Source organism: Microtetraspora malaysiensis, assembly GCF_001528665.1.
Lineage (GTDB): Bacteria > Actinomycetota > Actinomycetes > Streptosporangiales > Streptosporangiaceae > Microtetraspora_A > Microtetraspora_A malaysiensis.
The window spans coordinates 83,236-106,483 of record NZ_BBYJ01000024.1; the positions used below are offsets into that span (position 1 = coordinate 83,236).

At 69.0% G+C, this 23,248-nt stretch carries 26 protein-coding genes; 12 read left to right on the forward strand and 14 right to left on the reverse strand.

What is annotated here, in order from left to right; genetic code table 11:
• Positions 1 to 21: 21 nt before the first annotated feature.
• Complete coding sequence (locus AWQ71_RS28825) at positions 22 to 759, reverse strand: hypothetical protein (RefSeq protein ID WP_218002003.1); 738 nt, start codon at positions 757 to 759, stop codon at positions 22 to 24.
• Between the two features lie 135 nt (positions 760 to 894).
• Between AWQ71_RS28825 and AWQ71_RS28830 the strand changes: the two genes are divergently transcribed.
• Positions 895 to 1,311: a hypothetical protein gene (locus AWQ71_RS28830; RefSeq protein ID WP_067138644.1), complete on the forward strand. Its 417-nt coding sequence runs from the start codon at positions 895 to 897 to the stop codon at positions 1,309 to 1,311.
• Between the two features lie 37 nt (positions 1,312 to 1,348).
• On the opposite strand, the gene AWQ71_RS44700 is transcribed toward AWQ71_RS28830, so the two are convergent.
• The 3 genes from AWQ71_RS44700 to AWQ71_RS28845 all read right to left on the reverse strand — a co-directional run bounded on the left by AWQ71_RS44700 (position 1,349) and on the right by AWQ71_RS28845 (position 3,296).
• A complete protein-coding gene (locus tag AWQ71_RS44700) occupies positions 1,349 to 1,648 on the reverse strand; it encodes a DUF6247 family protein (RefSeq protein ID WP_067138646.1) in 300 nt (99 codons plus the stop codon).
• A gap of 106 nt (positions 1,649 to 1,754) precedes the next feature.
• On the reverse strand, positions 1,755 to 2,720 hold the full coding sequence (locus AWQ71_RS28840; protein WP_067138648.1) for a cation diffusion facilitator family transporter: 966 nt from the start codon (positions 2,718 to 2,720) through the stop codon (positions 1,755 to 1,757).
• A gap of 195 nt (positions 2,721 to 2,915) precedes the next feature.
• Positions 2,916 to 3,296: an ArsR/SmtB family transcription factor gene (locus AWQ71_RS28845; RefSeq protein WP_067138650.1), complete on the reverse strand. Its 381-nt coding sequence runs from the start codon at positions 3,294 to 3,296 to the stop codon at positions 2,916 to 2,918.
• Positions 3,297 to 3,721: 425 nt separating this feature from the next.
• On the opposite strand from AWQ71_RS28845, the gene AWQ71_RS28850 reads away from it, so the two are divergent.
• Genes AWQ71_RS28850 through AWQ71_RS28865 form a run of 4 tightly spaced genes read left to right on the forward strand, consistent with a single transcriptional unit; the run spans position 3,722 to position 7,030 of the window.
• Entirely contained in the window at positions 3,722 to 4,498 is a 777-nt protein-coding gene (locus AWQ71_RS28850; protein ID WP_218002004.1) for a transporter substrate-binding domain-containing protein, read from the forward strand.
• The gene (locus tag AWQ71_RS28855; RefSeq protein ID WP_067138654.1) at positions 4,498 to 5,145 is read left to right on the forward strand and encodes an amino acid ABC transporter permease; all 648 of its coding nucleotides are present in this window, start codon (positions 4,498 to 4,500) and stop codon (positions 5,143 to 5,145) included. Before AWQ71_RS28850 ends, AWQ71_RS28855 begins: the two co-directional genes overlap by 1 nt.
• The gene (locus tag AWQ71_RS28860) at positions 5,142 to 5,864 is read left to right on the forward strand and encodes an amino acid ABC transporter ATP-binding protein (RefSeq protein WP_281196290.1); all 723 of its coding nucleotides are present in this window, start codon (positions 5,142 to 5,144) and stop codon (positions 5,862 to 5,864) included. The genes AWQ71_RS28855 and AWQ71_RS28860 overlap by 4 nt, the downstream gene beginning before the upstream one ends.
• Positions 5,861 to 7,030 (forward strand): aminotransferase class V-fold PLP-dependent enzyme, encoded by a 1,170-nt coding sequence (locus AWQ71_RS28865; RefSeq protein ID WP_067138656.1) that lies wholly within the window; start codon positions 5,861 to 5,863, stop codon positions 7,028 to 7,030. Before AWQ71_RS28860 ends, AWQ71_RS28865 begins: the two co-directional genes overlap by 4 nt.
• Before the next feature lie 3 nt (positions 7,031 to 7,033).
• Here the strand turns inward: AWQ71_RS28865 and AWQ71_RS28870 are convergent, their stop codons facing one another.
• The 5 genes from AWQ71_RS28870 to AWQ71_RS28890 all read right to left on the reverse strand — a co-directional run bounded on the left by AWQ71_RS28870 (position 7,034) and on the right by AWQ71_RS28890 (position 10,333).
• On the reverse strand, positions 7,034 to 7,621 hold the full coding sequence (locus tag AWQ71_RS28870) for a vitamin K epoxide reductase family protein (protein WP_067138657.1): 588 nt from the start codon (positions 7,619 to 7,621) through the stop codon (positions 7,034 to 7,036).
• On the reverse strand, positions 7,602 to 8,324 hold the full coding sequence (locus AWQ71_RS28875) for a DsbA family protein (protein WP_084259406.1): 723 nt from the start codon (positions 8,322 to 8,324) through the stop codon (positions 7,602 to 7,604). Before AWQ71_RS28875 ends, AWQ71_RS28870 begins: the two co-directional genes overlap by 20 nt.
• Before the next feature lie 93 nt (positions 8,325 to 8,417).
• A complete protein-coding gene (locus AWQ71_RS28880; RefSeq protein WP_067138659.1) occupies positions 8,418 to 9,347 on the reverse strand; it encodes a M56 family metallopeptidase in 930 nt (309 codons plus the stop codon).
• Positions 9,347 to 9,742, reverse strand: a complete 396-nt coding sequence (locus AWQ71_RS28885; RefSeq protein ID WP_245658545.1) for a BlaI/MecI/CopY family transcriptional regulator — start codon at positions 9,740 to 9,742, stop codon at positions 9,347 to 9,349. The genes AWQ71_RS28880 and AWQ71_RS28885 overlap by 1 nt, the downstream gene beginning before the upstream one ends.
• A 66-nt stretch (positions 9,743 to 9,808) precedes the next feature.
• Entirely contained in the window at positions 9,809 to 10,333 is a 525-nt protein-coding gene (locus AWQ71_RS28890) for a DUF4232 domain-containing protein (protein WP_067138663.1), read from the reverse strand.
• A gap of 161 nt (positions 10,334 to 10,494) precedes the next feature.
• On the opposite strand from AWQ71_RS28890, the gene AWQ71_RS28895 reads away from it, so the two are divergent.
• The 5 genes from AWQ71_RS28895 to AWQ71_RS28915 all read left to right on the forward strand — a co-directional run bounded on the left by AWQ71_RS28895 (position 10,495) and on the right by AWQ71_RS28915 (position 16,265).
• On the forward strand, positions 10,495 to 11,538 hold the full coding sequence (locus tag AWQ71_RS28895; protein WP_218002005.1) for a helix-turn-helix domain-containing protein: 1,044 nt from the start codon (positions 10,495 to 10,497) through the stop codon (positions 11,536 to 11,538).
• Between the two features lie 280 nt (positions 11,539 to 11,818).
• Positions 11,819 to 12,691 carry an RNA polymerase sigma factor SigJ gene (gene sigJ / locus AWQ71_RS28900; RefSeq protein ID WP_067139010.1) on the forward strand — a complete coding sequence of 291 codons (873 nt, stop codon included), beginning with the start codon at positions 11,819 to 11,821 and terminating at the stop codon, positions 12,689 to 12,691.
• A 65-nt stretch (positions 12,692 to 12,756) separates the two neighbouring features.
• On the forward strand, positions 12,757 to 13,911 hold the full coding sequence (locus tag AWQ71_RS28905) for an NAD(P)/FAD-dependent oxidoreductase (RefSeq protein WP_067138667.1): 1,155 nt from the start codon (positions 12,757 to 12,759) through the stop codon (positions 13,909 to 13,911).
• 286 nt (positions 13,912 to 14,197) lie between these two features.
• On the forward strand, positions 14,198 to 14,653 hold the full coding sequence (locus tag AWQ71_RS28910) for a hypothetical protein (RefSeq protein WP_218002006.1): 456 nt from the start codon (positions 14,198 to 14,200) through the stop codon (positions 14,651 to 14,653).
• Positions 14,646 to 16,265, forward strand: coding sequence for a multicopper oxidase family protein (locus AWQ71_RS28915; RefSeq protein WP_084259407.1), 1,620 nt, complete (start codon positions 14,646 to 14,648; stop codon positions 16,263 to 16,265). The genes AWQ71_RS28910 and AWQ71_RS28915 overlap by 8 nt, the downstream gene beginning before the upstream one ends.
• A 130-nt stretch (positions 16,266 to 16,395) precedes the next feature.
• On the opposite strand, the gene AWQ71_RS28920 is transcribed toward AWQ71_RS28915, so the two are convergent.
• The 3 genes from AWQ71_RS28920 to AWQ71_RS28930 form a co-directional block, all read right to left on the reverse strand.
• Positions 16,396 to 17,583: an NAD(P)/FAD-dependent oxidoreductase gene (locus AWQ71_RS28920; RefSeq protein WP_067139018.1), complete on the reverse strand. Its 1,188-nt coding sequence runs from the start codon at positions 17,581 to 17,583 to the stop codon at positions 16,396 to 16,398.
• Between the two features lie 169 nt (positions 17,584 to 17,752).
• The gene (locus AWQ71_RS28925) at positions 17,753 to 18,508 is read right to left on the reverse strand and encodes a hypothetical protein (RefSeq protein ID WP_067138669.1); all 756 of its coding nucleotides are present in this window, start codon (positions 18,506 to 18,508) and stop codon (positions 17,753 to 17,755) included.
• Between the two features lie 135 nt (positions 18,509 to 18,643).
• Positions 18,644 to 20,161, reverse strand: a complete 1,518-nt coding sequence (locus AWQ71_RS28930) for a DUF7405 family protein (RefSeq protein ID WP_067138671.1) — start codon at positions 20,159 to 20,161, stop codon at positions 18,644 to 18,646.
• Between the two features lie 216 nt (positions 20,162 to 20,377).
• Here AWQ71_RS28930 and AWQ71_RS28935 point away from each other — a divergent pair, with 216 nt between their 5' ends.
• Complete coding sequence (locus AWQ71_RS28935; protein WP_067138673.1) at positions 20,378 to 21,187, forward strand: AAA family ATPase; 810 nt, start codon at positions 20,378 to 20,380, stop codon at positions 21,185 to 21,187.
• Here the strand turns inward: AWQ71_RS28935 and AWQ71_RS28940 are convergent.
• Positions 21,184 to 21,528: a winged helix-turn-helix transcriptional regulator gene (locus tag AWQ71_RS28940; protein WP_067138675.1), complete on the reverse strand. Its 345-nt coding sequence runs from the start codon at positions 21,526 to 21,528 to the stop codon at positions 21,184 to 21,186. The two genes, AWQ71_RS28935 and AWQ71_RS28940, sit on opposite strands and share 4 nt — an antisense overlap.
• Positions 21,529 to 21,624: 96 nt before the next feature.
• Between AWQ71_RS28940 and AWQ71_RS28945 the strand changes: the two genes are divergently transcribed.
• Positions 21,625 to 22,506 carry an NAD(P)-dependent oxidoreductase gene (locus AWQ71_RS28945; RefSeq protein WP_067138677.1) on the forward strand — a complete coding sequence of 294 codons (882 nt, stop codon included), beginning with the start codon at positions 21,625 to 21,627 and terminating at the stop codon, positions 22,504 to 22,506.
• A 33-nt stretch (positions 22,507 to 22,539) separates the two neighbouring features.
• On the opposite strand, the gene AWQ71_RS28950 is transcribed toward AWQ71_RS28945, so the two are convergent.
• A complete protein-coding gene (locus AWQ71_RS28950; RefSeq protein WP_067138679.1) occupies positions 22,540 to 23,184 on the reverse strand; it encodes an SRPBCC family protein in 645 nt (214 codons plus the stop codon).
• Positions 23,185 to 23,248 lie beyond the last annotated feature (64 nt).

A 23,248-nucleotide genomic window follows, 5' to 3' on the forward strand; every position in this document is an offset into this window, starting at 1 on the left:
AGCCTTTCGCGATATCCCCTATTACGGTCGCATCAGGTCAAGGTCCTCGCCCCACGCGTCCAGCACCGCGCCGTGCCCTGCGCGCCGGGCCGCCGCCTCGACATGGGCGAAGACGCGCCGTTGCAGGGGCACGTCGCCCGTTGTTGAGATGCGGTGCGCGGCGTCCAGCAACATGCCGGTGTCCCAACCAGGCAGCGGGTATCGGGCGAGTTCCCATTCCAGGTACTTGTTGTAGGGCCGGGAGCGATGGTCCATTGCGAAAAGCAGCTCCAACAGAAACCGGATGCTGTCAGCCGCATCGAGGCGGGCCGCGAGTGAATGTCCGTCACGGTCGTTCTTGACGGAGCGGTAGAGAGAGTTGGCATAGGCGTCGAGCCATTCGCCGGAGTCCCGGAATGCTTCATCGGCGTCGAGCCGTGCCTTAGCGGCCAGGATGTGGGCGATGCCTCCGTCGAGCCGGTCGAGCACGACCCTGGCGCGAGCGAGGGCGTAGCGCTCGAAGCCGGGCATTCCGGCCCTGCGGAAGTCGGCGAGGGAGATGATGACGAGGTCGAGTTCCGGGGTGCGGTAGCCCACAAACCGCGTGAGATCCGTTGTCGCGCCGTCTGCGAGGACAACGTACAGGTCATAGTCCGAATACTCGGTGATCATGCCGTCGTGGGCGCGGGAGCCCTTGAGGACGAGACCGACGACGGCGGGGTCGGCTGCGGCGAGTTCAACGAACGCGTGGTACGTGAAGGGCTGCTCAGCGGTCATCATGTGATCTCCGTGGGATGGTGACGGCTACGCCTGTCGGGGCGCCGACGAAGCCGGTGCCACCGATACCGCCATCACGATGGGCCTCGACATCGCCTGATCCAGCAGTTCACCACCGCCAACAACCTGAACGACGAGGTGGGCAGGTCCCTGGCCGAGCTGTTCCTGGACTACGGCGAGGGCTACATCGTCTCCGGCCCGCTGGCCTGGAGCCCAACCGAGGTCATGCTGCTGCTCACCGACTGGCTACCCCGCAAAGCCATCCTCGACGCCGCCCAGCGCACAGCCCTCCCCGACGTCCTGCGCCAGTGGTTGACCTACGCCCTTGGTGAGCGCGGCGTCGATCCCCGATGGATCACCCCGGTCGTCGACGCCGTCGACGACCACCTGCGCGAGTTCCGCCAGGCGTTCGATGACCACACCTCCTGGGGTCCCGCCAAACAGATCGCCGCCGCCCTCACCGTCCGCGGCATCGACCTCACCGACCGGCGAGCCGTCGACGACGCCATCCGCACTCTCAACGCCGAACAACTCGCCCGTCGCCTGCACCCGTGATCAGTTGGAGGTACCGCGTGGCATCGAGGGCGGGGGGTCACCGCCGGCCTTCCCACTCCGGCGGGGTGTAGCGAGTGAACATCTCCGCACGCCCCTGGAGAGCATCATCGACGGCCTCCCCGTAGCCGGGGCGGGAGTAAGCGATCGCACGCAGGCGCCACTGACGCAACAGAGTCTGTACCTGCTTGAAGCGGACCAAGTCGTGCGCGGCATCCAGAGCCTCGTCATACTCTGACCGGAATCGGGCACGATGCGACGGCGGAAGCGCCTCGAAGATCGCGGCTGGGTCCTCCCCAGGATCACGGGGCGCGACGGGTTCCAGCGGCTGAGCAGTCATACCGAACAATCCATCTTCCCGAACGCGGCGTCTCCGCGAACCTGTAAATCGGCGCCGCCGAGGCTCCAGATCACTATCGCAAGGCCAACGACGTCTTCGCCGGCCATCAGAGCCCGTCTCCACTCTTGTGCACCGGTCCGTGCGGGTCGGCGCAGTGATCGCTTTCCCCGCCGATGGTCAGCAGCTTGGGTGCGGCGTGGTCGACCTGAAGGGTGGTGTGCTCGATGCCGTAGCTGTCGTGCAGCATGCGTTCCACGGCCTGCCGTACGGCGTGGCAGTCGGCGCCGGGCTCGACCAGGATGTGCGCGGACAGGGCGGCATACCCGGAGGTCACCTCCCACACGTGCAGGTCGTGCACCTCCGACACGTTCTCCAGGGCCGCAGCCTTCTGCCCGATGTCCCACGGGTTCATACCGGCGGGCGCGGCCTCCATGAAGACCCGCCCCGAGTCTCGCACCAGTCCCCAGCCCGCCTTGAGCATCAGACCCGCCACCACCAGCGCCGCAACGGCGTCGGCGCGCGCCCAACCGGTCCACCACACGATCGCTCCGGCGACCGTAGTGGCGATGAAGGCGAACAGGTCGTTGAGGATGTGCTGGTAGGCGCCCTCGACGTTGAGACTGGACCGGTTGGCCTTCGACAGCAGCCAGGTCGCGCCCAGGTTCACCACGATCCCCGCGAGTCCGGTGGCGACCACGAAGGCTCCCTCGACCTCCGGCGGCGTGATCAGGCGCGCGATGCCCTGGTAGATGAAGTAGACGGCGAGCAGCAGCAGCGTGATGCCGTTGATCTGGGCGGAGATGATCTCGGCGCGCTTGAGCCCGTAGGTGAAGCCACCCTGTGGCGGCTTGGCCGCGATCCGCATCGCGACCAGCGCGAACACGATGGCCATCGCGTCGGTGAGCATGTGGCCGGCGTCGGAGATCAGCGCCAGCGACTGCGCGATGAAGCCGATGACCACCTCGATGGCCATGAAGCCGACGATCAGGGCCAGCGCGCCGCTCAGGTAGCGGCGGTCCGCCCCGGCGTCGACCCCGTGACCATGCCCGTGGCCATGCCCATGCCCAGCCATCACATCTCCAATACTTGAACACATATTCAGATATAGAGTCTGCGGGCACGATCGCGCTTCTGTCAATCGTCGAGTTACGTGCCGATCTCCGGACGGACGACGTCATCCTGGCGCAGGTCTTCGCTCGCACCGATCCGCCGGCCAAGCGGGATCAAGGCCCGGTTCCGCCCCGGCAGCCTGACCCCGCGCGAGCGGTTAGGCCTCCCGCTCGGGGTGGATGGCCTCGGTGTGCTCGGTGTGGGCGACCGCCAGGTCGAGGAGCATCCTGACATGGGCGTCGTCGAGCCGATAGTAGGCCATGCGGCCCGCACGCCGGACCGACACGACCCGGTGGGCGCGCAGCAGGCGGAGGGCGTGCGAGGTCGCGGACTCGCTCAGCCCGCTCACCGCCGCGAGATCGCAGACGCAGAGTTCGCCTTCGAGCAGGGCCAGCAGCAGGCGAAGCCGCCCCGGATCGGCGAGCAGCCCGAAGACGTCGGCCGTGTCGGTCAGGTCGCGGTCCGTGGGCATGCGGACGTTGACCGCCGCGACCCGATCGGCGTCCACCACACGGGTGCCGCAGCTCTCGATCGCCATGACTTCACCATCTGAAGAACCCTTCACATGAAAACCATAACCCATACCAAAGTTGGTGAAGCTCATACGAAACGCGGCGGGCACCCAGCGCGAAGCTCCTGACCAGGACCTCCGCGCGTTCATGAGAAAGAACGGCGCCGCCACCTGCTCACCGCCCGCGCACCATGCCGTCGCCGACGACGAGAGTGCCCGCACTCCTGGGTCAGGCGTTCATGGCGCGGGAGTTGTTACCTCCGTCCACCCTCTTGACGGGCACCACGGTTCGGCGCACCCTTCGCATAGTCAGTCATATGAACAGATATGACGATATTGGCCGTGAGGTGCTTTGACGAGCGCCGGGGGGCAGGGCCGACCGGCGAGTCGTGCGTGAGCACGAGAAGGAGGCACCGGCGGTGGCGAGCTGTTGCAGGTCGATGGTTCGGTTGATGGTGGTGGTGGCCGCGGCGACAGCCTTGACCGCCTGTGGCGGTCAGGCCAAGGGAGATCTCCTCCAGCAGATCAAGGACGCGGGTGTCATCCGCGTCGCGCAGACCCAGGCGAACCCTCCATGGAACTTCCTGGAGAACGGCAAGCCCGCCGGCTACGACGTCGACGTCGCCAACGAGCTGGCCAAGCGGCTCGGCATCAAGAAGGTGGAGTTCGTCGCGTCGAACTTCCAGAGCTTCATCGCCGGAGTCCAGGCGGGCAGGTTCGACGCAGTGATCGCGGGTCAGACCATCACCGACGAACGCGAGAAGCAGGTCGACTTCTCCAGGCCGTACCAGGTCAACGGCATCTCGATCTTCGTCGGCAGCAACTCGTCGATCGTCGGGGCGGCCGACCTGGAAGGCAAGAAGGTGGCGGTGACGGCGGGCACCACACAGGCCGCCTTCGCCGAGAAGTCGATCCCGGGCGCTGAGATCAAGACCTACGAGAACGCCACGCTCGGGCTGACCGAGGTCGGCAGGGGACGCGCCGACGCGGCCCTGGTGTCCCGCTTCCAGGGCGCCTTCCTGGCGCAGAAGAACGGCTTGGCGGTCAAGCCGGCCGGACCCCTGCTGGGGTCGGAGGTCAACGGCATCTCCTTCGCCAAGGGGTCGACCGCGTTCAAGGCGGCGGTGGACAAGGCGCTCGGTGACATGATCGCCGACGGAACGCTGACCGCGATCTCCAAGAAGTGGCTCGGCGGCCTGGACATGGCCGAGCAGCTCAAGGGGGTCTGATGGACCTCCTGGTCGACTTCCTGCCCGACCTGCTCACCGGCCTCTGCGTGACGATCACGCTGGGCGTGGTGTCGTTCGTCCTCGGCAGCGTCGTCGGAGCGCTCGTCACCGTGGCGCGGATCTCGGGCAGCCGGGTGCTGCGGGCATCGGCCGCCGCCTATGTGTCGGTTTTCCGCGGAACGCCGCTGCTCATCCAGATCATGATTGTCTATTTCGGGCTGCCGCAGCTGGGAGTGGAGATCCCGCCCATCCCGTCGGCGATCGTGGCGTTCACGCTGTTCTCCGCGGCCTACCTGAGCGAGAACTTCCGCGCGGGGATCCTCGGGGTGGACAAGGGGCAGTGGGAGGCGGCGGCCTCGATGGCGATGCCGTACTGGCGAACCCTGCGCCGGATCGTCTTCCCGCAGGCGATCAGGATCGCCACCCCCGCCGTGGGCAGCAGGTTCGTCGCGTTGATGAAGGACACCTCCCTGGCCTCGGCGGTCACGGTCGTCGAACTGACGCGGGTGGCCGAGGGGATCGGCACCTCGACCTTCCGCTACATGGAGGCGCTGCTGCTGGTAGGCCTCCTGTACTGGGGGATCAACACGTTGCTACAGGTCGGCCAGCAGGTGCTGGAGCGCAGGATGAGGAGGGCCTACGCGTGATCGTCAGCGTGCGTGACCTGCACAAACGCTTCGGCGACCTGGAGGTGCTCAAGGGCGTCGACCTGGACGTGGAGCGGGGCGAGGTGGTCGTGGTCATGGGCCCTTCCGGTTCGGGCAAGACCACCTTGATCCGCTGCCTCAACCTGCTGGAGGTTCCCGATGCGGGGACCGTGCGCATCTGCGGCCACGAGCTGACCAAACGGTCCGCTCGGGAGGTGCGCCGCCGTACCGCCATGGTCTTCCAGCAGTTCAACCTCTTCCCGCACATGACGGCCCTGCAGAACGTCATGGAGGGCCCGCTGTCGGTACGGCGCGTGCCACGAGCGCAGGCCGAGCCCCAGGCGCGCGAACTGCTGGCCCGGGTCGGGCTGGCCGACAAGTGCGACTGCTATCCGGCCAAGCTGTCGGGCGGGCAGAAGCAGCGGGTCGCGATCGCCCGGGCGCTGGCCATGAAGCCCGAGGTGATCCTCTTCGACGAACCGACTTCCGCACTCGATCCCGAGCTACACGCGGAGGTGCTCCAGGTGATGCGCGAGCTCGCGCGGGAGGGCATGACGATGGTGGTGGTCACGCACGAGACGGCGTTCGCGCGGGAGGTGGCGGACCGGGTCGTGTTCATGGACGGCGGCACGGTGATCTCCCAGGGGCCGCCGTCGAGCTTCTTCACCGATCCCGACCATCCCCGCGTCCGGGCGTTCCTGCGGCTGGTGGCCTCGTGATCGACGTCGCCCGCGCACGGGAGCTCACCCCCGGTGTCGGTAAGGTCGCCCACTTCAACAACGCCGGGGCCGCGCTGCCCTCGCGCGGGGTGCTCGACACCGTGATCGATCATCTCCACCGCGAAGCGGACACAGGCGGATATGAGGCGGCCAACCGCGCAGCCGCACGGCTTGAGGCGGTCTACCACTCGGCCGCTCGCCTGCTGAACTGCGCACCCGACGAGATCGCGCTCGTCGACAGCGCCACCCGGGCCTGGGATCTGGCCTTCTACGCCATTCCCTGGAAGCCCGGCGACCGCATCCTCACCAGCAAAGCCGAGTACGCCAGCAACTTCATCGCCTACCTCCAGATCGCCGACCGCCACGGCGTCCAGGTGGACGTGGTACCCAACGACGGCCTCGGCCAGATCTCCGTCGAGGCACTGCGTGAGATGGCCGACGAGCGGGTCAAACTCGTCTCGCTCACCCACATCCCCACGAACGGCGGCCTGGTCAATCCGGCGGCCGAGGTCGGCAAGGTGGCCGCGGAGGTCGGCGCGCTGTACCTGCTGGACGCCTGCCAGTCCGTCGGGCAACTCCCCGTGGACGTCTCCGTCATCGGCTGCGACCTGCTGTCGACGACCGGGCGCAAGTACCTGCGCGCCCCGCGCGGCACGGGCCTGCTCTACGTCCGGCGCACCGCCCTCCACCGGCTCGACCCGCCCTTCCTCGATCTGCACGGCGCCCGCTGGGTCTCGCCCGGCAGCTACGAGCAGCAGCCGGGCGCGCGCCGTTTCGAGACGTGGGAGTACGGCGTGGCCGCCCGCCTGGGGTTGGGCACGGCCATCGACGAGGCGTTGGCGTGGGGCCTGGACGACATCCGGGACCGCGTCTACTCGCTCGCCGAGCTGCTACGTGAACGGCTCGGCGAGCTCCCTGGCTGCCGGGTTCATGACCGAGGCGCCGAACGCTGCGGCCTCGTCACCTTCACCCTCGACGGCGTTCCCGCCGACGAGATCAAGACTCGCCTGAGTGCCCGATCCATCAACGTGAACGTCTCCCGCGCCCCGTCGACCCTGCTCGACATGACCGACCGCGGGCTGGGCGAGCTCGTTCGCGCCTCCGTCCACTACTACAACACCGCCGAGGAGATAGATCATCTCGTGCGGGAGCTCGCCACCGTTTAGACGCTAGATCAGGCTGCTCCAGTACGACCAGAACCGGATGAGGATCAACGTGATCACGGCGAGGAACCAGAGAGCCACGATCACGCTGTGGTACCGGGTCAGCCGCCTGGCCGGGAAGTTCCGCAGTGTGACGTAGACGAAGGTCGGGATGGTGACTGCCCAGACGATCATGCAGTAGGGGCACAGCGCGCCGATGACGAAGAGGCTCTGGTAGATCAGCCAGTGCACGAAGACGACCCCGAGCGTGGCTCCGAGCTGCAGGCCGTACCAGAACCAGCGGTGGAAGCGCGCGCCGGCCAGCAGCGCCGCGCCGACGGTGACCAGGACGGCGAAGGAGGCGACGCCCAGCAACGGGTTGGGGAAGCCGAACAGCTCGGCCTGCGGGGTCTTCATGATGGAGCCGCACGACAGCACCGGGTTGATGCTGCAGCTGGGCACGTAGTCCGGGTCCTTCAGCAGGGCGATCTTCTCGACGGTGAGGGCGAACGCCGCCGCGAGCCCGATCAGGCCGCCGACCAGCAGAAGAACGGGCAGCAGGCGCGGGAAACCCGCCCGGTCCTGCTGTGCGGTGTCAGCCGGCGAGAGCAGCATCGATGGCCGCCTTGATGTCGTCGGTGGACGTGGGCTGGAGCTTCTGGCCGTTGAGGAAGAACGTCGGGGTGCCTTCGACGCCGAGCGCCTTGCCGTCGGCGACGTCCTGTTCGACGCGGGCCAGCGTGGTGGGATCGTTGTAGGCCTTCTCCCAGGCCGCCATGTCCAGGCCGAGCCCGCGGGCGAAGGAGCGGAACAGCTCGTCGGCGGGCACCTTCTTCTCCGCCCACTGCTTCTGCACCTGGTACATCTGCTGGTACATGGCCTCGAACTTGCCCTGCTTGGCGGCGGCCTCGACCGCGCGGGCGGCGCGTTCGGCGTTGAAGTGGCTGGCTATGGGGAAGTAGCGGGCCACGAAGGTCACCTTGCCTGAGTACTGCTTGCGCAGCTGCTCGATGACGGGGAAGGCGGCGCCGCAGGCCTCGCACTCGAAGTCGAGGAACTCCACCAACGTCACCTTGTCACCGGGCGCGCTCTGCAGCCTGTGGCTGTCGGACCGCACCAACTGGACGTTCTGTGGCTCGCCGCCTCCCGAGGTGGCCTTGGTGACGGCGAACACACCGGCCACGATCACGAGGAAAGCACCGACCACGGCGAACGTGACGGTGGTGTTGCGCCTGCGGGCCGTGGATCTCTCCTGCTCGGCTTGGACGGCCTGGAGCTTGGCGCGCCGCGCCTCGCCCCGGTCCTGCTGCTGGGACATCCGGATCTCCCTTCCAGTAACTTCTACATAGCGTAGAAGATGACGGCGGGGTCGATGTGCCAGATGACAGCGGTGGCTCGCCCAGAGGGGTGGTCACCCTGGCCAGATGACGACGCAGGCGATGGGGGCTGCCAGAACGACCACGGGACCCATCATGAGAGCTATCGCCGTGCCGTAGGCGGCCGCTCCGGCCCATCTGGTCGTCGTGGTTCGAGCGTGCAGCAGGCGCTCCACCCGCTGGACGACAGCGGCGTCGGCCAGTCCCGGTGCGGCGGCCACCGGGGACGATCCGGGTGTGATCATGTGCACGATGGCGCGGGCGAGGTCCAGGCGATCACGCCCGCGGCAGGCCCGATCGTCGGCGATCATCTCCAGCAGGACGGGAACGGCCGAGCGTGCTGTCCGTACGGCAGGCAGCCACGGAAACGCGCCGGCCAGCGCGATGAACGGGAGCAGGACGCGGTCGTGGCGCCCGCGGGCGTGGGCGCGTTCGTGGGCGAGTACGGCGGCCAGTTCCCGCTCGCTCAGCAGCTGGAGCGCCCCGCGACTCAGGACGACCCGCGCGGTGGACCCCGGCACGCAGTAAGCGACCGGGCTGCTGCCGGGCAGTACGTAGATATCGTGCTCGGCCCGGTGCTCGGCCGCCACGTCCACCAGGAGGCGCTGGCGCCGCTGCTCGGCCACCGTTCGCACTGTCGCCCTGACGGTGTGGAGCAGCAGCCAGGCCGGTACCACCACGGCCCAGGCCAACGCGGCGACGCGCACCGGCCCCAGGCCGGCCAGCCCGCGGCCATCGACGACCTGGTGCCCAAGCTGGTGCAGGCCGTGCGGGAAGACCGTCACCGCTGCCACCAGGCCGGCCCCGATCGCACCGAGGCCGCCGGCCAGCCCGATCGCCTGCCACAGCACGAGCGCGGCGCGCGGATGCCTGCTCGCCCATGCGGCGGTCGCCAGGCGTTCCGCCATCCGCCCACCCAGCAGGATCGGCGTCATGGCGATGGCGGTGGCGATCAGCCAGCCCATCACGAGGATTCCCGATCCGCCAGCGCCGCCCGCAGCGCTTCGGCCACCTCGGGCGGGACCGTGCCCACGAACCGGTTGACCGCGGCCTCCAGATCTCCCGCGTCGGCCAGCGCGGCCCGCATGGCCTCGGCCGCGAGAGCGTCCTTGCTCATGCTGGCCGTGTACAGATGCGCCCTGCCCTGGCGCTCGCGCGAGACCAGGCCCTTGTCGACCAGCCGTACCAGCACCGTCAGGACGGTGGTGACCGCGGGGCGAGGCGTGAGCGCGGCAGCCACGTCCTGTGCCAGCACCCCCTCGGGGTGCTCCCACAGCGCTTCCATGATCGAGCGTTCCAGACTGCCGAGCCGCACCCGCGCACCCCTCTCCACCGGTTTGTCCACAGCGTAGAAGGTCACGGCAGCCCAATGCGGGCCCGCCGCCACGAGCGGCGAGCGGCGCCCTTACCCGCGTTTGCCGGGCCCTCACCAGGTGAGCGCGTCCTGCAGCGTCGACTGCCAGTAGGTGACCTTGAGCGAGCCGTCGACGTAGACGCCACGCGCGGGCAGGGCGGGAGTCGCGGGGCGGCCGACGCCGCCGGTCAGGCTGCGGTTGAGGAAATAGACCTTGAGACGCTTGACGGTACGGCCGCGCGAGCCGCTGCCGTCCGCCGCGGACAGGATGACGGACGCGTAGCCGGACTTGCCCGGCCGCAGCGTGACTACCGACTGGGGCCGGGAGTCCTCGACAGCGGGGGCGAGCGCCTGCGCCCCGCTGAACCGCAGTCCGGGGTAGCCGTACAGATCACAGGCGGTGCCGCCGACGTTCTTGACCGTGATCACCAGGTGGTTGATGGGCCGGCTGACGGTCCGCGCCGTGACCTTGGTGTGGGCGGCGGTGCACGCCACGGGGCGCCCTTGTGCCTGGGCGCTCGCAGCTCCGGCGTTGAGGGAGAGCGCCGCGAGGGCGACACCGGAAGCGGCGATCGTACGGAAAGCGTGTGCGAGCATTATTGGTCCTTTGATCACATGTGGAGCTCTGTCTGGGCTCCACCTTGCTGTGCGATTCGTCCCAGCAGCCACATCCGGCGGACGGGACGGGACGGCGGGACGTCCCGGTTCGCTTGACCAGCAGAAACGACTGCCCGATGGGACGTAGAGGGGGACGGCGCATGACGGGTCTCGCCGAGTTGATGCTCGAACTGAAGGAACGGTCGGGCATGAGCTACGGGGCGCTGGCCAAGCGGCTGCACGTCAGCACGTCCACGCTGCACAGGTACTGCAGCGGTGAGGCGACACCGGCGGAGTTCGCCGTGGTGGAGCGGTTCGGGAAGGTGTGCAGGGCGACCCCGGAGGAGCAGGCCGATTTGCACCGCCGATGGCTGGTCGTCGACGCACTGCGGCAGCAGGCCGCCCAGCGCCATGAGCCCCACCCCCACCCCCCGGAGGCCCCGCCCCGGGAAGCCGCGGCCACCCCGCGCCCGCGCCTGCGCCCACGCCCGGGGTGGATACTCGCCGCGACAACCGCCGCGCTGCTCCTGGCCAGCGCCGTGCTCGCCGCCGATCTCCGCCAGGAGGCTCCGTCCGCGCACGTCTCGGCAGCGGAGACCACCCCGCTGGCCGTCACCGTCAACCCATACGCATGGCCGGACCCGTGCACGCCGCGCTATCTCGTCAACCGGCCTCCATCCCAGGTGCAGGCCCCGCCCGCAGGGCAGGAGGCGCCCACCTGGGTTGCCGCGCACGGTGCCGTCACCTCCGGCGACCAGCTCATCGAAATCGCCGTCCAGGGAACCGGCGCCGAGGCGGTCGTGCTCCACTCGATCCGCGTCCGCGTGGCGGCTAGCGACCCGGCACTGCCGTGGAACGACTACCTCATGGGGTTCCGAGACGTGGGCTGCGGCGGCCCGCTGACTCCGAGAGGATTCGAAGTGGATCTGGACGCGGCCCGGCCGATCGCCACCCCTGGCGGCAAGCAGCGCGGCTTCCCTCTGAAGGTGGACGTGTCCGATCCCGAGGTGCTCATGGTGACCGCGCGCTCGACCATGCGGGATGTGCGCTGGTTCCTGGAACTTGAGTGGTCCAGCGGAGCCCGTCGCGGCCTGCTGCGCATCGACGACGCCGGCGCGCCGTTCCACGTCAGCGGGGCACGTGGGCGGCCGTCTTACGACTACTCACTCGACGCCCATAAATGGATGAACCGCACAGATCGGTAAACGACTACCCGATCGAGGGATGTGCCGATCCGGCTGGGCCGGAACTCTGCGGTTGCGTGCCGGGATGTCCAGCCTGTTCCCGATGGACATCGGCTGGCGGCTCGCGGACGGTCTGCATTCCAACGTGCGGCGCCCGGCCTTCGGACCGGAGTCGGAATTCCTCGACTACATCGCGAAGGGAGAGCCGACGTGGCGCTCCACAGCCGACGAGGGCGCCCTTCGGAGGGGCGGGGCGTTCTGCCTAGGATCGGAAGTCGATCACCGATCCAGGAGGCCGAGGGTGGAGCTGACCGGCCCGTTGGCGGAGGCCGACTGGGAGTCGCATCGCCCCGCGGTCTTCGGTGCCGCCTACCGGATCCTCGGCACCGTGGCCGAGGCCGAGGACGTGACGCAGGAGGTCTGGTTGCGCGCCGCCGCCGCCGACCTGTCCGAGGTACGGGATCTGCGGGCCTGGCTGGTGACCCTGGCCGCCCGGGCGTCGTACAACGTGTTGAAGTCGGCGCGGGTCCGGCGCGAGTCCTATGTCGGCTCCTGGCTGCCCGAACCGCTGCTGACCGGGCCCGACGCCGCCGCCCGGGTGCTCATGGACGAGTCGGTGAGCACCGCGATGCTGGTGGTCATGGAGACGCTCACCCCCGCCGAGCGCGTCGCGCTGGTGCTGCACGACGTCTTCGACTTCCCGTTCGGCCGGATCGCCGAGGTGCTCGGCGGCACTCCCGCCGCCGGCCGCAAGCTCGCCTCCCGGGCGCGGGCGCGGGTCGCCGCGGTCAAGGAGCGGCCCCGGGCGTCCAGAGCCGAGGCCGAACGCGTGCTCAAGGCGTTCAAGGCGGCCGCCGACGCGGGGGACATCGCCGGGCTCGTCGAGCTGCTGGACCCTGGAGCCGTCTATGTCGCCGACGGCGGCGGCAAGGTGACCGCCGCGCGCAGGCCGGTCCGGGGCGCCGAGCGGATCGCCCTGCTGGCGGCCAGGCAGATCGAGCTCAGACGCCCCGACGCGTTCCAGATCATCGAGGTGAACGGGCACCCGGCCCTGGCGACCTACCACGGCGGCGAGCTGGTCTGGCTCGACACCGTGGAGATCGCCGACGGGCGGATCACGGTGTTCAGGAGGCTGGCCAATCCCGAGAAATTCCGGCACATCGGTCACATCTGAACCCGCCGTCTTGTCTCCCTGCCGAACCCCGATCTTCCGGGGCGAGGCTGAGAGAGGACAAGACGATGGCGCACGTTGTGATCATCGGAGGCGGTTTCGCGGGCGTGTGGAGCGCGGCGGGAGCGGCGCTGGCGCGCGGAGAGGGAGACCTGCGCATCACGCTCGTCGCACCGAACGAGCACCTGGTGCTGCGGCCGCGCCTGTACGAGCCGGAGCCGGACCTGGCCAAGGTGGAGCTCAGCAGGATCCTCGAACCGATCGGCGTCGAGCACCTGCGGGCCTCGGTGAGCACGATCGACACCGACCGCCGCGTGGTGGTGGCCGACGGCGAGGAGATCGGCTATGACCGCCTGGTGCTGGCGGCGGGCAGCGAGCTCGTTCCGCCTCAGGGCCTGCCGGGCGCCGAACGGCTCTTCGACATCGACACCCTGGACGGGGCTCGCCGGCTCACCGACCATCTGCGCGGCCGGGAGGACTATTCGGCCGTGGTCGTCGGCGCCGGGTTCGTCGGCCTGGAGGCCGCGACCGCGCTGGCGGCCGGGGGCCGGGTGCTGCTGGTGGACCGGTCGGAGGCGGTCGGAGACCAGCTCGGCCCGGGCCCGCGCGAGGAGATCGAGGCGGCGCTGGACGGGCTGGGCGTCGAACGCCGCCTCGGGACGACGGTGACGGAGGTCGGCGACGGATACGCCGTCCTCTCCGACGGCACCAAGGTCGAGGCGGACGCGGTGGTCTGGTCCGTGGGGATCAGGGCCAGCGAGCTCACCCGGCAGATCTCCGGCGAGCTCGACCACCTCGGCCGGGTTCCGGTGGACCGGCGGCTGCGCGCCCTTCCCGAGGTGTTCGTCGCGGGAGACACGGCCGCGGCGGCGTTCGACGCCGAGCACACGGTCATGCAGGCCTGCCAGCACGCCACCCCGCTCGGCAAGGTCGCCGGGTACAACGCGGCGGCCGACCTGCTCGGCGTGCCGCTGCGCGATTTCACTCCCGGCCCGTACGTCACCTGCCTGGACCTGGGCGGCGCCGGTGCGGTCTTCACCAGGGGCTGGGACCGCAGGGTGATGGCCTCGGGCGCCGACGGCGCGGCGGTCAAGAAGCGGATCAACCAGCTCATCCATCCGCCGGTCGACGACGCCGCGAAGATTCTCGCCGCCGCCGACCGCGTCTACATCGAGCTCCCCTTCTTCCCCCGTGACGAGGAGAAGACCACCCCCGCCGGCTGAGCCCGGCCCCCCTCAGAACGCGGCGGCCCGCCGGGCCGCCGCGTTCCCCTTCAGAAGCTGATCATCCGCGAGGGGCGCCGGTGACCCAGTTCCAGCTGGTGATCGTGGCGCGCATCAGGCGGGCGGCGGTTGAGAGACGGCTGCCGGCGCCCCAGAGCACGCCCCGGCACCGTCATGCCTCCCAGGACATAACGACATAGCGATATTTATCTTGGACAGGACAACTTGATGATCATAACGTCGTGGGGCGCTCGGGAACCGAGAGCAGAAGTGAGGAGGACGCCCCATGGCTACCGCGGCCAAAAGCGTGGCCACGCCGGCCCGAACCGAAGCCGCGCATCGGACGAGCCTCACCGGGTGGATACTGCGAGCCCTCGTCAGCGCGCACGTGGTCGCGATCTTGGGCCAGCCGGTGTTCGCCGGCGTATATCTGAGCGGTGACTATGACGGCCTGGGCTGGCATGCGGCCGGCGCCAACGCCGTCACCTCCATCGGCTACCTGCAGGTGATCGCAGCCATCATGGTCTGGATTCGGCTGCGTCAGGTCGGGCCGTTCCTGGCCACGACGGCGGTGGTGGCGGCCGAGACGGTGCAGTACTTCGCCGGCATGTCCGGCGCACTGTGGCTGCACATCCCGCTGGGGGTGATGACCGTCGTCGCGGTCGTCGTGCAGTTCATCGCCGTATGGCGCCGGCCACTCCAGCGGCGACCGGCGGAGCAGAAGGACACCGAAGATGCGTGAGCAGTACGACGACCGATCCGGCCGTACCGGTGGAATGACCAGGCGCCGAGTGCTGGGCATCGGCGGGGCGCTCGGGGTGATGGCGGCCACCGGACTGTCGGCCTCGGCCGCGCTGGCCCGCCGGCCGTCGATCACCGGTGCCGAACTGCGCAGCGCCGTACCGCTGCCGCCGCCGTTCCAGGTGCCGTTGCCGCTCCCCTCCGTGCTAAAGCCGGTCAGCACCTCGGGCGGTGTCGACCGTTACGAGATCACCCAGCGCGAAGCGAGCGCGGAGATCCTGCCCGGTGTCAGAACGCCGCTGTGGACGTACGAGGGCACCTTCCCCGGGCCGACGATCGAGTCGCGCCGCGGCCGGCCGGTCACCGTGTCCCACCGCAACGAACTGCCCGTGCCGACCGCCGTGCACCTGCACGGTGGCCGGACTCCGGCGGATTCCGATGGGTACCCGACCGACCTCGTCCTGCCCGAAGGCTGGCAGGAGCACTCCATGCACATGGGGCACGGCTCCGGGCATGGGATGCGTGATCCGCGGGCCGTGGTGACCGAGCTGACGAGGGACTACACCTTCCCGCTGGACCAGCGGCCGACGCTGCTGTGGTACCACGACCACCGGATGGACTTCACCGCCCCCGCGATCTGGCGGGGCCTGGCCGGGCTGCACATCATCCGCGACGACGCCGAGGACTCGCTCGGCCTGCCCGCGGGACGGCGCGAACTGCCCCTCGCGATCGCGGACCGCGCGTTCGCCGCCGACGGCAGCCTCGACTACCCCGCCCTCGACCCCACCCTGCGCGAGCGGCCGGGCGTTCGCGGGTCCTATCTCGCCGGAGTCCTCGGTGACGTGATCTTGGTCAACGGCGCCCCGTGGCCCGTGCACGAGGTCGACGCCGCCCGTTACCGGCTGCGCATTCTGAACGCCTCGAACGCCCGGCATTACGAGCTCGAAGCGGTCACCGACGACGGGCGCCGGCTCGATCTCGTCCAGATCGGCGCCGACCAGGGACTGCTCGCGGCGCCGGTCACCCACCGGCTCCTGCCGATGGCACCGGCCGAACGCTACGACGTGGTCATCGACTTCTCGCGCGTCCCCGTCGGCAGCCGCGTCAGGCTCCTCAACCGGCTGGGTGCCGGCCGTACCGGCGAGGTGATGGCCTTCCGGGTCGCGCGCACCGCCGCCGACGACAGCCGCATCCCACGCACCCTCTCGAACGATCTGCCGACCTGGCGCCGCGCGGATGCCGTCAGGGTGCGTGACTTCTCCTTCCGCGCCGGGCAAATGGGCGGCGGTCATGGCTGGCTGATCGGCGGGCTGCCGTTCGACCCCGCCCGCTCCGATGTCACCGTCCGTCTCGGCGATGTCGAAGTGTGGCGGCTGGTCGCCGACGTGCACCATCCCGTCCACCTGCATCTGGTCGGCTTCCGGGTACTCTCGCGCGGCGGCCGGCCACCACTGCCCCACGACGCGGGTCTCAAGGACACCATCTCGCTACGACCGGGCGAATCGGCGGAGATCATCACCCGTTTCGACGGCTATCGCGGCCGCTATCTCTTCCACTGCCACAACGCCGAACACGAAGACATGGGAATGATGGCCAACCTCGAAGTCATCTGACGTCCCCACAGAAGGCAACAGATGACCATCGGATCGCAGTCGCCGCCCGGACCGGTGGAAAGCCCTGCCGCGGTGCAGGACAGCGGCAGGGCTGACTCAAGCGGCATTCATCGACTTCTCGGGCGTCCGGTCACGGGGATGTGACCGGCCGTGCAGCGGAGGCCGGCTGCTCGGGACGCGGGCCGCCCTTGACCCAGAAGACGGAGCCCGGCTTGCGAGCCTCGCGGCGGATCCTCGACACCGCGAACTTGCAGGTCGCCTCCTTTATCACCGCGCCCATGCGGCCGCCGACGTAGGCGTTCACCGCGGTGTCGTCCTTGCGGGCGAGCTGTCGTATGCCGGCGTGCCGGCCGAGGCTGACACACGCACCCGAGAAGGCCAGGGTGATCACCGCCGGATCGGTCCCCGCGATGCGGCTCAGCACGGTGTCGGCGGCCTGCGCCCCGAGCGGCCCGGCGGCGTAGCAGCTCATCCGCAGCGGCTGGTCCGACGGTGCGGCGGCGTCCCCGGCCGCGACGACGCGGTCGTCGTCGACGCTGGTCAACGTCTCGTCGGTGAGCAGCCGGCCGAGCGCGTCGGTGCGCAGCCCGCTCGCGGCCGCCAACTCCGGCACACCGAAACCGCCCGCCCAGATGGTCAGCGCGCTCGGGCGCACCGCGCCGTCGGCGAAGACGACCTCGTCCGGCCGGACCTCGCTCACCACGGCGGCCTCGAGCACCGCGACGCCGTGCCGGGACAGCCACTTGGCGATGGATCGGCGACCCGACGCGCTGAATGACGGCGCCAGGGCCCGGCCACACACCAGCGTGACCCTGCGTCCCCGTTCAGCGAGCTCGGCGGCCGTCTCGATGCCGGTCAACCCACCGCCGACCACGGTGACCGGAGCATCGCGGGGCACCTCCTCCAGCCTGGTACGCAGCCGCTGCGCGGGCTCGAATTCAGCCATGTCGAACGCGAATTCGGCCGCGCCGGGCACCGACGCCGGTACCGCTCCGGTGCTGCCGACCGCGTAAATGACGTAGTCGTAATCCAGCGCGCGGCCTGAGGCCAGCCGCACGGCGCGGGCGGCGGTGTCGATGCGCGTGGCGCTGTCGACAACCAGCTGAATGCCCTCACCGAGCAGCGTGCCGTAGTCGACCGTGGCCTCGCCGGTTCCGGCCACGAACTGGTGCAGGCGGACTCGTTCGACGAACTCCGGGCGGGGATTGACCAGAGTGATGTCGACGTCGGCGCGCATCCGCAGGTGGTTGGCCGCGAGCGTGCCGGCGTAACCGCCACCGATGACGACGACCTTGGAGGATGGGTGGTGTCGGGACATGGTGAGGACTCCCTCGACGGCGATCCGCATACCCCGGGGGGCAGCTACCTTGCGTGGTGGATGGTGTCTCACTGATACGACGACACAACGCCCCGGAATGTGAGGCGACAGGTGAGGCGGCGCGAAGCTCCGGGAAGGCCGTCGCGACGGCCCCGTGGACGACGGGGCTCTAGTCCATGACCTCGTCGGCGGGCGGAGCGGCGATGACAAGACGGAATCCCCAGCCGGTGTAGCGCGTGTCGACCCGCATGATCGCCGGATCCTTCCCCGCCCCCAGAGCATCGGTGGTGTACAGGCGCTTGAGCAGACCGCCGCGGTCGGCCCAGAGCCGCCAGGAGATCGTCCCCTTGCTTTTCTTGTTGACGGGCATGCCCGTGAAGCGGTTGATGTAGCCGCCCGTGGAGATCTTGTTCAGTTCCTTGTAACTGATGGTGCCCCGGTACAGGAAGCCGCCGGAGACGGGCGTGGTCGTCGAGCGCGTCAGCACGGCCTTCAGCATGGACGGGTCGTACACGTTGAACGGCTGCAGGCTGGCGGTCGGCGCGATGTATCGGGTCAGGCCGACCGACAGGCTTCTCCGGGTCCATGTCTTCCCGTCGGGAATCGCCTCGGAATCCTGACCGCTGTCGTAGTACACGTCCTTGCCGACGCGGATCACACGATGGGAGGCCGCCTTCTCGGCTCCCGGCTTGGGAATGTCACGCCAGGTGAAATCGGTGGCCACCGCTCCCGATGGACCGAGCTGCACGCTTCCCTTGATCCGGAACCCGCCTTCGGACTTCTTGCTGAAGATCACGCGCGCGGTCTCGGACGTCCGAACGCCGTGCTCGTTCTTGAGCTGCCGCTTGAGCGCACGTGCCGGATCGGGACGGTCCGCCTGCGCGGCGGCGGGACCCGCGGCGACCGGTACGGCCGCGATCAGCACAGCGGCCGTGAGAACAACCCGTCGTTTCGTAGGGGGATTTATCGTCATTTGCGGATTCTTCCAGCAATCACCGCACGACGGCGCCACACCGTCCGGACCGCCGCTCGGCGGGGTCTCCCCGGCGGGCCCGCCAGGTCAGGCGAGGAACTCGGCGAGCGGGAAGGAACGGTGGGAGCGCGGGGGAATCAGGAAATTCTGCCGGTGCGTCGTGTGCACAACAGAATTCAATCCGGCGCCCGAGGAGCGCGGAGAGAAAGAGGCGCGCTTGCCGCCGGGGAACTCACCGTCCATCGCGAGCCGCACGCGATTGAAGGTCTCGGTGGTCGGAGCGAAGAGCAGGAAATGCAGCCCGGCCGCCTTCTGAATGCTGTAATGGTCGCCGGCGGGATCCGAAGTGTAGTGAAATGGATTGTCCAGTGTGGCGAAGTCCCCACGATTCGTGATCGCCGTGTTAACGGGATAGACGTGACCGTAGTTGCTGGTCGTTTGCGCCTGCAGGCGGTTCACCGGCTGCATGCTTCCGTTATGCCCGTACGCGTGATATTTCTGCGCGTCACTCAGGACGTCGGCCTCCTTTTGCTCGGGCGGGTCCGCCGTCACGGTTCCCGACGCGAAGGAGACTCCCGGACGGAACATCGCGTGAATACGAGCATCAAAGGTCGGAAATGCTTTCGAGTACCACGCGACGAGGTCCTGGAACAGATGCGAGAGGGGCATGATCGTCCCGTGTTTGAAGTATCCGTTGGGCCATTGGTCGGTCCAGCCGGGCAGCGCCTCAAAGTTGGAGAGCGGGACGGAGCTCTCCGCGTCCCGGAGCGTGGTGGTGAACCCGAGGAAGACCGGCGACCGCTTGGGGATCAAATCCGCGCCGGGAATGCCGGCCGCGAGCGCCAGCTTGCTCGCCAGCCCCTGACCCCCGGTGTGGGCGCCACCGGTGAAACCGCGGCGGATGCTCGTCACCTTGAACAGGCCACCCGCCTGGTTGTTCCCTGTTCCGAAAATGGCGTTCGTGGCGGCCATGATGTTGTCGAGCGAGTCGCCGCGCAGCAGCACGGCCACATCATTCTGTTCCAGGCGGACCGCCCCGAAGCCGGGAGGCGGCTCATCGCTCGGAAATGTTCTGGCCTCCTGCAGCGCATAGACGGTGTGGCCACGCTCCTTGGAAGTGATCAAGTCAACCGGCAAATAGGCCGGGTACGACGTTCCGGCGTGGAAATAGCTCGAACTCTTTTCGAGCCTGGGGATGTAATGCTGGAAATAAGGGAGTCCCCAGGCGACCACGACACCCACCCCGCTCGGCGGAGGCGGGAACTGCTTTTCCAGGTGCTGGAGCGCGCTTTCCAGCTGCCGCTGCGCCTCCTGCAGAGCCTTTGCGTTCGCCGGCACATTCAGCTTCGCCGTGACGATATGGTTGTGGAACGGCGGGATCAGGACGGGGATCTTACCTTTACCGCTGGCGACTCCGAATCCGTTGTCCATAATGTGCCGCGGATGCGGGATGGCATATTGCTCCGGAAGCAAGGGCTGTTCAGCCGTCGCGATCAGCGGTCGCTCAAGCGGCCCGACCAGTGCGTCGACCAACTCGTAGATTCCCGCGGAAGCCAGGGCCGCAGCGAACGTCCCTCCCCTGAGCACGCTCCGCCTGCTCAGCATTCTGTGATTCTCTACCCCATATGGGGGCGTTCCATCGCCGTCTGCCATATCGGCGTTGTACCACGTCATCGGCCCATCAAACGCCTAGTTCTGTCATCATTTGCCATAAACGTCCGCCATATCCGAATTAGCGAAAATGATGGCTGATGAGAGCCAGCGGATTCCGTGCTCACTTTTCGCGACCGGCGTCCGGGACGGTGCGGGCATCATGGAGTGATGGGAGACCTCTCCTCCGTGTTGTGGATCGGCGGCCCGCCCGGGGCGGGCAAGACGACCGTCGCGCGGCTGATCGCGCGACGGCGCGGCCTGCGCTGGTACAACGCCGACGTCCACACCTGGGAGCACCGCGACCGGGCCATCGCGGCCGGACATCCGGCCGCGATCCGCTGGGAGGCCATGACGCCCGCGGAGCGCTGGTCGGCATCACCCGAGGACATGATCGCGATGTCCCTGCACGAGGAGCGCGGGCCGATGATCGTCGACGACCTGCGCGCGCTCCCGGCGGCTCCGCTGACCATCGCCGAGGGCACACCGATCACGCCGTCGGCGGCCGGGGCGGAGGCGCGGGCGGTGTGGCTGCTGCCGTCGCCCGAGGTGCGGGAAGCCCGGCTCGCCACGCGGGAGCTGACCCCGGGGGTGGTGGACCTGTATCGGTCGCTGGCCCAGGTGATCGAGAAAGAGGTGGTGGAGTACGGCGCCACGACGCTGGTCGTCGACGGCCGACGCGGCATCGAGGAAACCGTGGCCGACGTCGAACGGATCTTCGCGGACGCTCTCGACACCGGTCCGGTGGCCACGACACCGCAGGAGAGGCGGCGCCTGCTGCGGTACGCCAACAGGGCCGTCGTCACGCAGCATCTGACCTTCTTCGCCCGCCCCTGGGCGTCCGGGGACGCGCGGAGCGCCGTTCGCGCCTTCGACTGCGAGTGCGGGCAGGACGGCTGCGACGAACAGGTCCGACTCGCCATCGCCGACTTCCCCGCGCTCCCCGTGGACGCCGAACCGGTGCTGGCCCCCGGGCACTAACCGGAGGCGTGGGCGACGCCGGGGACGTTCTCGCGCCCCCACGCGCCCAGGGGCCGCAACGCCTCGTTGAGCGAGACGCCGAGCGGGGTCAGCGAGTATTCGACGTGGGGTGGCACCTCGTCGTACACCTCCCGGTGCACGATGCCGTCCGCCTCCAGCTCCCGCAGGTGCGAGGCGAGCACCTTCTCGGTCACGCCCGGCAGCAGCCGGCGCAGCTCACCGAAACGGCAGGGCCGCTCGTTGAGCGCCCACAGGATGAGCACCTTCCACTTGCCGCCGATCACGTCCATCGCCGCGTCGATCCCGCAGACATACGCCCCCGGCCTCCGGCCGATCGCCATGTCCCGCCCCCCTGCCTGCTCGCTCACCCCCGGGTAACCACGCACTTCAAAGTGCGTACTTGAGCGCCCGGGGGGCCGGCGGCAAGCCTAATCGGCATGACTGACATCGGTATCGACAAGCCTCACCTCACCCTTCTCGGGCTCGGCGCCATGGGGACGGCGCTCGCCCGCGCCTGGCTCGCCGCCGGGCACCCGCTGACCGTGTGGAACCGTACGCCGGGCCGGGCGGAGCCGCTCGCCGCCGAGGGCGCGAGAGTCGCCGGTACGGCCGCCGAGGCGGTGGCCGCGAGCGACCTCGTGGTGGTCTGCCTGCTCGACGACGCCTCGGTCGGCGAGACGCTGGACGGCGCCGACCTCACCGGCAAGAACGTGGTCAACCTGACCACCGGCACGCCCGCCGAGGCCCGCGCCCGCGCCGAGTGGGCGGAGCAGCGCGGCGCCCACTACCTGGACGGCGGCATCATGGCGGTCCCTCCGATGATCGGCTCCCCGGAGTCGGGCGGCTTCGTCTTCTACAGCGGCTCGCAGGCCGTCTTCGGCGACCATCAGCGGACGCTGGCCGTACCGGCCGGCACCAGGTACGTCGGCGAGGACCCCGGCTTCGCGGCTCTCCACGATGTGGCGCTGCTGAGCGCGATGACCGGGATGTTCGCCGGTGTCACGCACGCCTTCGCCCTGGTCCGCAAGGAGGACGTCGCGCCGGGGGACCTCGCGCCCCTGCTGGCCGAATGGCTCACGGCCATGACCGGGTACGCGTACGGCCTGGCCGGACACCTGGAGAGCGGCGACTACGCCAAGGGGGTGACCTCGAACCTGGCCATGATGGTCCAGGGCAACTCCACCCTGCTGGAAACGGCCGCAGCGCAGGGGGTCAGCGCCGAGCTGCTGGCCCCGTTCACCACGCTGATGGAACGCCGCCTCGCCGACGGCCACGGCGACGAGGGGCTGGCCGGACTGGTCGACATGCTCACCCGCTGACGCCGGACCGATCCGGCGTCAGCGGGGCGCGGATCAGAGCGCGCCGCTCTCGATCGCCTGCTTGAGAGCCGTCTGCAACTGCTGGTGGGCGGCGACGCCGTTCGTGGCGGCGAAGTCGATCATGTCATCGTCCGCCTCGAAGGTGAGATTCTCGGTGACCTTGGTCTTGCCGCCCTTCAGCTGGTTGAAAACGATCTTCTGATGCGTGACGACACCAGGGAAGGACCAGCTGTCCGTCTCGTAGTAGAGCTCCTTCTCGTGGAGGCGCTGCTGTGCGTGGGTCTCGCTGACGACCACCGTGCCCTCGTACGGGATCTCCTCGATGGCGGTGAGGTTGATGGTGCGGGTGCTCGCGCTACACCAGTCCTTGTGGGTGATGACCCGGCGCAGGAACGGGTTCATGCCGATGTGGTGGTTGAAGTCGGAGTACGCCGGGAAGACACGCGCGGCGGGCGCGTTGATCTCGACGGAGATGCTGCTCGTGACCCGGCGGCGCCCGGAGCCCTCGGCCGGCGGCGTGGTGTCGGAGAAGTGGTAGGTGTCCCACGCGGTCTGCCACTCCTGGGCGATCGCGGCGTCGGCGTCCTGCGCGTTGGCGTGGGCAGAGCCGGTGAAGGCGGTGAGAAGGAAGGCGGCGGCGAGCGTCTGCGCCGCGGCACGTCGTGCGAGCTTCTTCACGAATACCCCAAGAAGAGACATCAGATGTGCGTGCTCTTCTATCACGAAATGATCTATAAAGGAT

What these genes read in the sequence shown, in the direction of transcription:
- AWQ71_RS28845 (WP_067138650.1), bottom strand. Translation starts at nt 3,296, where the DNA reads ATGGCGATCGAGAGCTGCGGCACCCGTGTGGTGGACGCCGATCGGGTC.
- AWQ71_RS28940 (WP_067138675.1), bottom strand. Translation starts at nt 21,528, where the DNA reads ATGGCGATCGGCCGGAGGCCGGGGGCGTATGTCTGCGGGATCGACGCG.
- AWQ71_RS28890 (WP_067138663.1), bottom strand. Translation starts at nt 10,333, where the DNA reads ATGCTCGCACACGCTTTCCGTACGATCGCCGCTTCCGGTGTCGCCCTC.
- AWQ71_RS28825 (WP_218002003.1), bottom strand. Translation starts at nt 759, where the DNA reads ATGATGACCGCTGAGCAGCCCTTCACGTACCACGCGTTCGTTGAACTC.
- AWQ71_RS28905 (WP_067138667.1), top strand. Translation starts at nt 12,757, where the DNA reads ATGGCGCACGTTGTGATCATCGGAGGCGGTTTCGCGGGCGTGTGGAGC.
- AWQ71_RS28945 (WP_067138677.1), top strand. Translation starts at nt 21,625, where the DNA reads ATGACTGACATCGGTATCGACAAGCCTCACCTCACCCTTCTCGGGCTC.
- AWQ71_RS28870 (WP_067138657.1), bottom strand. Translation starts at nt 7,621, where the DNA reads ATGCTGCTCTCGCCGGCTGACACCGCACAGCAGGACCGGGCGGGTTTC.
- AWQ71_RS28850 (WP_218002004.1), top strand. Translation starts at nt 3,722, where the DNA reads ATGGTGGTGGTGGCCGCGGCGACAGCCTTGACCGCCTGTGGCGGTCAG.
- AWQ71_RS28880 (WP_067138659.1), bottom strand. Translation starts at nt 9,347, where the DNA reads ATGGGCTGGCTGATCGCCACCGCCATCGCCATGACGCCGATCCTGCTG.
- AWQ71_RS28855 (WP_067138654.1), top strand. Translation starts at nt 4,498, where the DNA reads ATGGACCTCCTGGTCGACTTCCTGCCCGACCTGCTCACCGGCCTCTGC.
- AWQ71_RS28930 (WP_067138671.1), bottom strand. Translation starts at nt 20,161, where the DNA reads ATGCTGAGCAGGCGGAGCGTGCTCAGGGGAGGGACGTTCGCTGCGGCC.
- AWQ71_RS44700 (WP_067138646.1), bottom strand. Translation starts at nt 1,648, where the DNA reads ATGACTGCTCAGCCGCTGGAACCCGTCGCGCCCCGTGATCCTGGGGAG.
- AWQ71_RS28840 (WP_067138648.1), bottom strand. Translation starts at nt 2,720, where the DNA reads ATGGCTGGGCATGGGCATGGCCACGGGCATGGTCACGGGGTCGACGCC.
- AWQ71_RS28935 (WP_067138673.1), top strand. Translation starts at nt 20,378, where the DNA reads ATGGGAGACCTCTCCTCCGTGTTGTGGATCGGCGGCCCGCCCGGGGCG.
- AWQ71_RS28895 (WP_218002005.1), top strand. Translation starts at nt 10,495, where the DNA reads ATGACGGGTCTCGCCGAGTTGATGCTCGAACTGAAGGAACGGTCGGGC.
- AWQ71_RS28920 (WP_067139018.1), bottom strand. Translation starts at nt 17,583, where the DNA reads ATGTCCCGACACCACCCATCCTCCAAGGTCGTCGTCATCGGTGGCGGT.
- AWQ71_RS28875 (WP_084259406.1), bottom strand. Translation starts at nt 8,324, where the DNA reads ATGTCCCAGCAGCAGGACCGGGGCGAGGCGCGGCGCGCCAAGCTCCAG.
- AWQ71_RS28910 (WP_218002006.1), top strand. Translation starts at nt 14,198, where the DNA reads ATGGCTACCGCGGCCAAAAGCGTGGCCACGCCGGCCCGAACCGAAGCC.
- AWQ71_RS28915 (WP_084259407.1), top strand. Translation starts at nt 14,646, where the DNA reads ATGCGTGAGCAGTACGACGACCGATCCGGCCGTACCGGTGGAATGACC.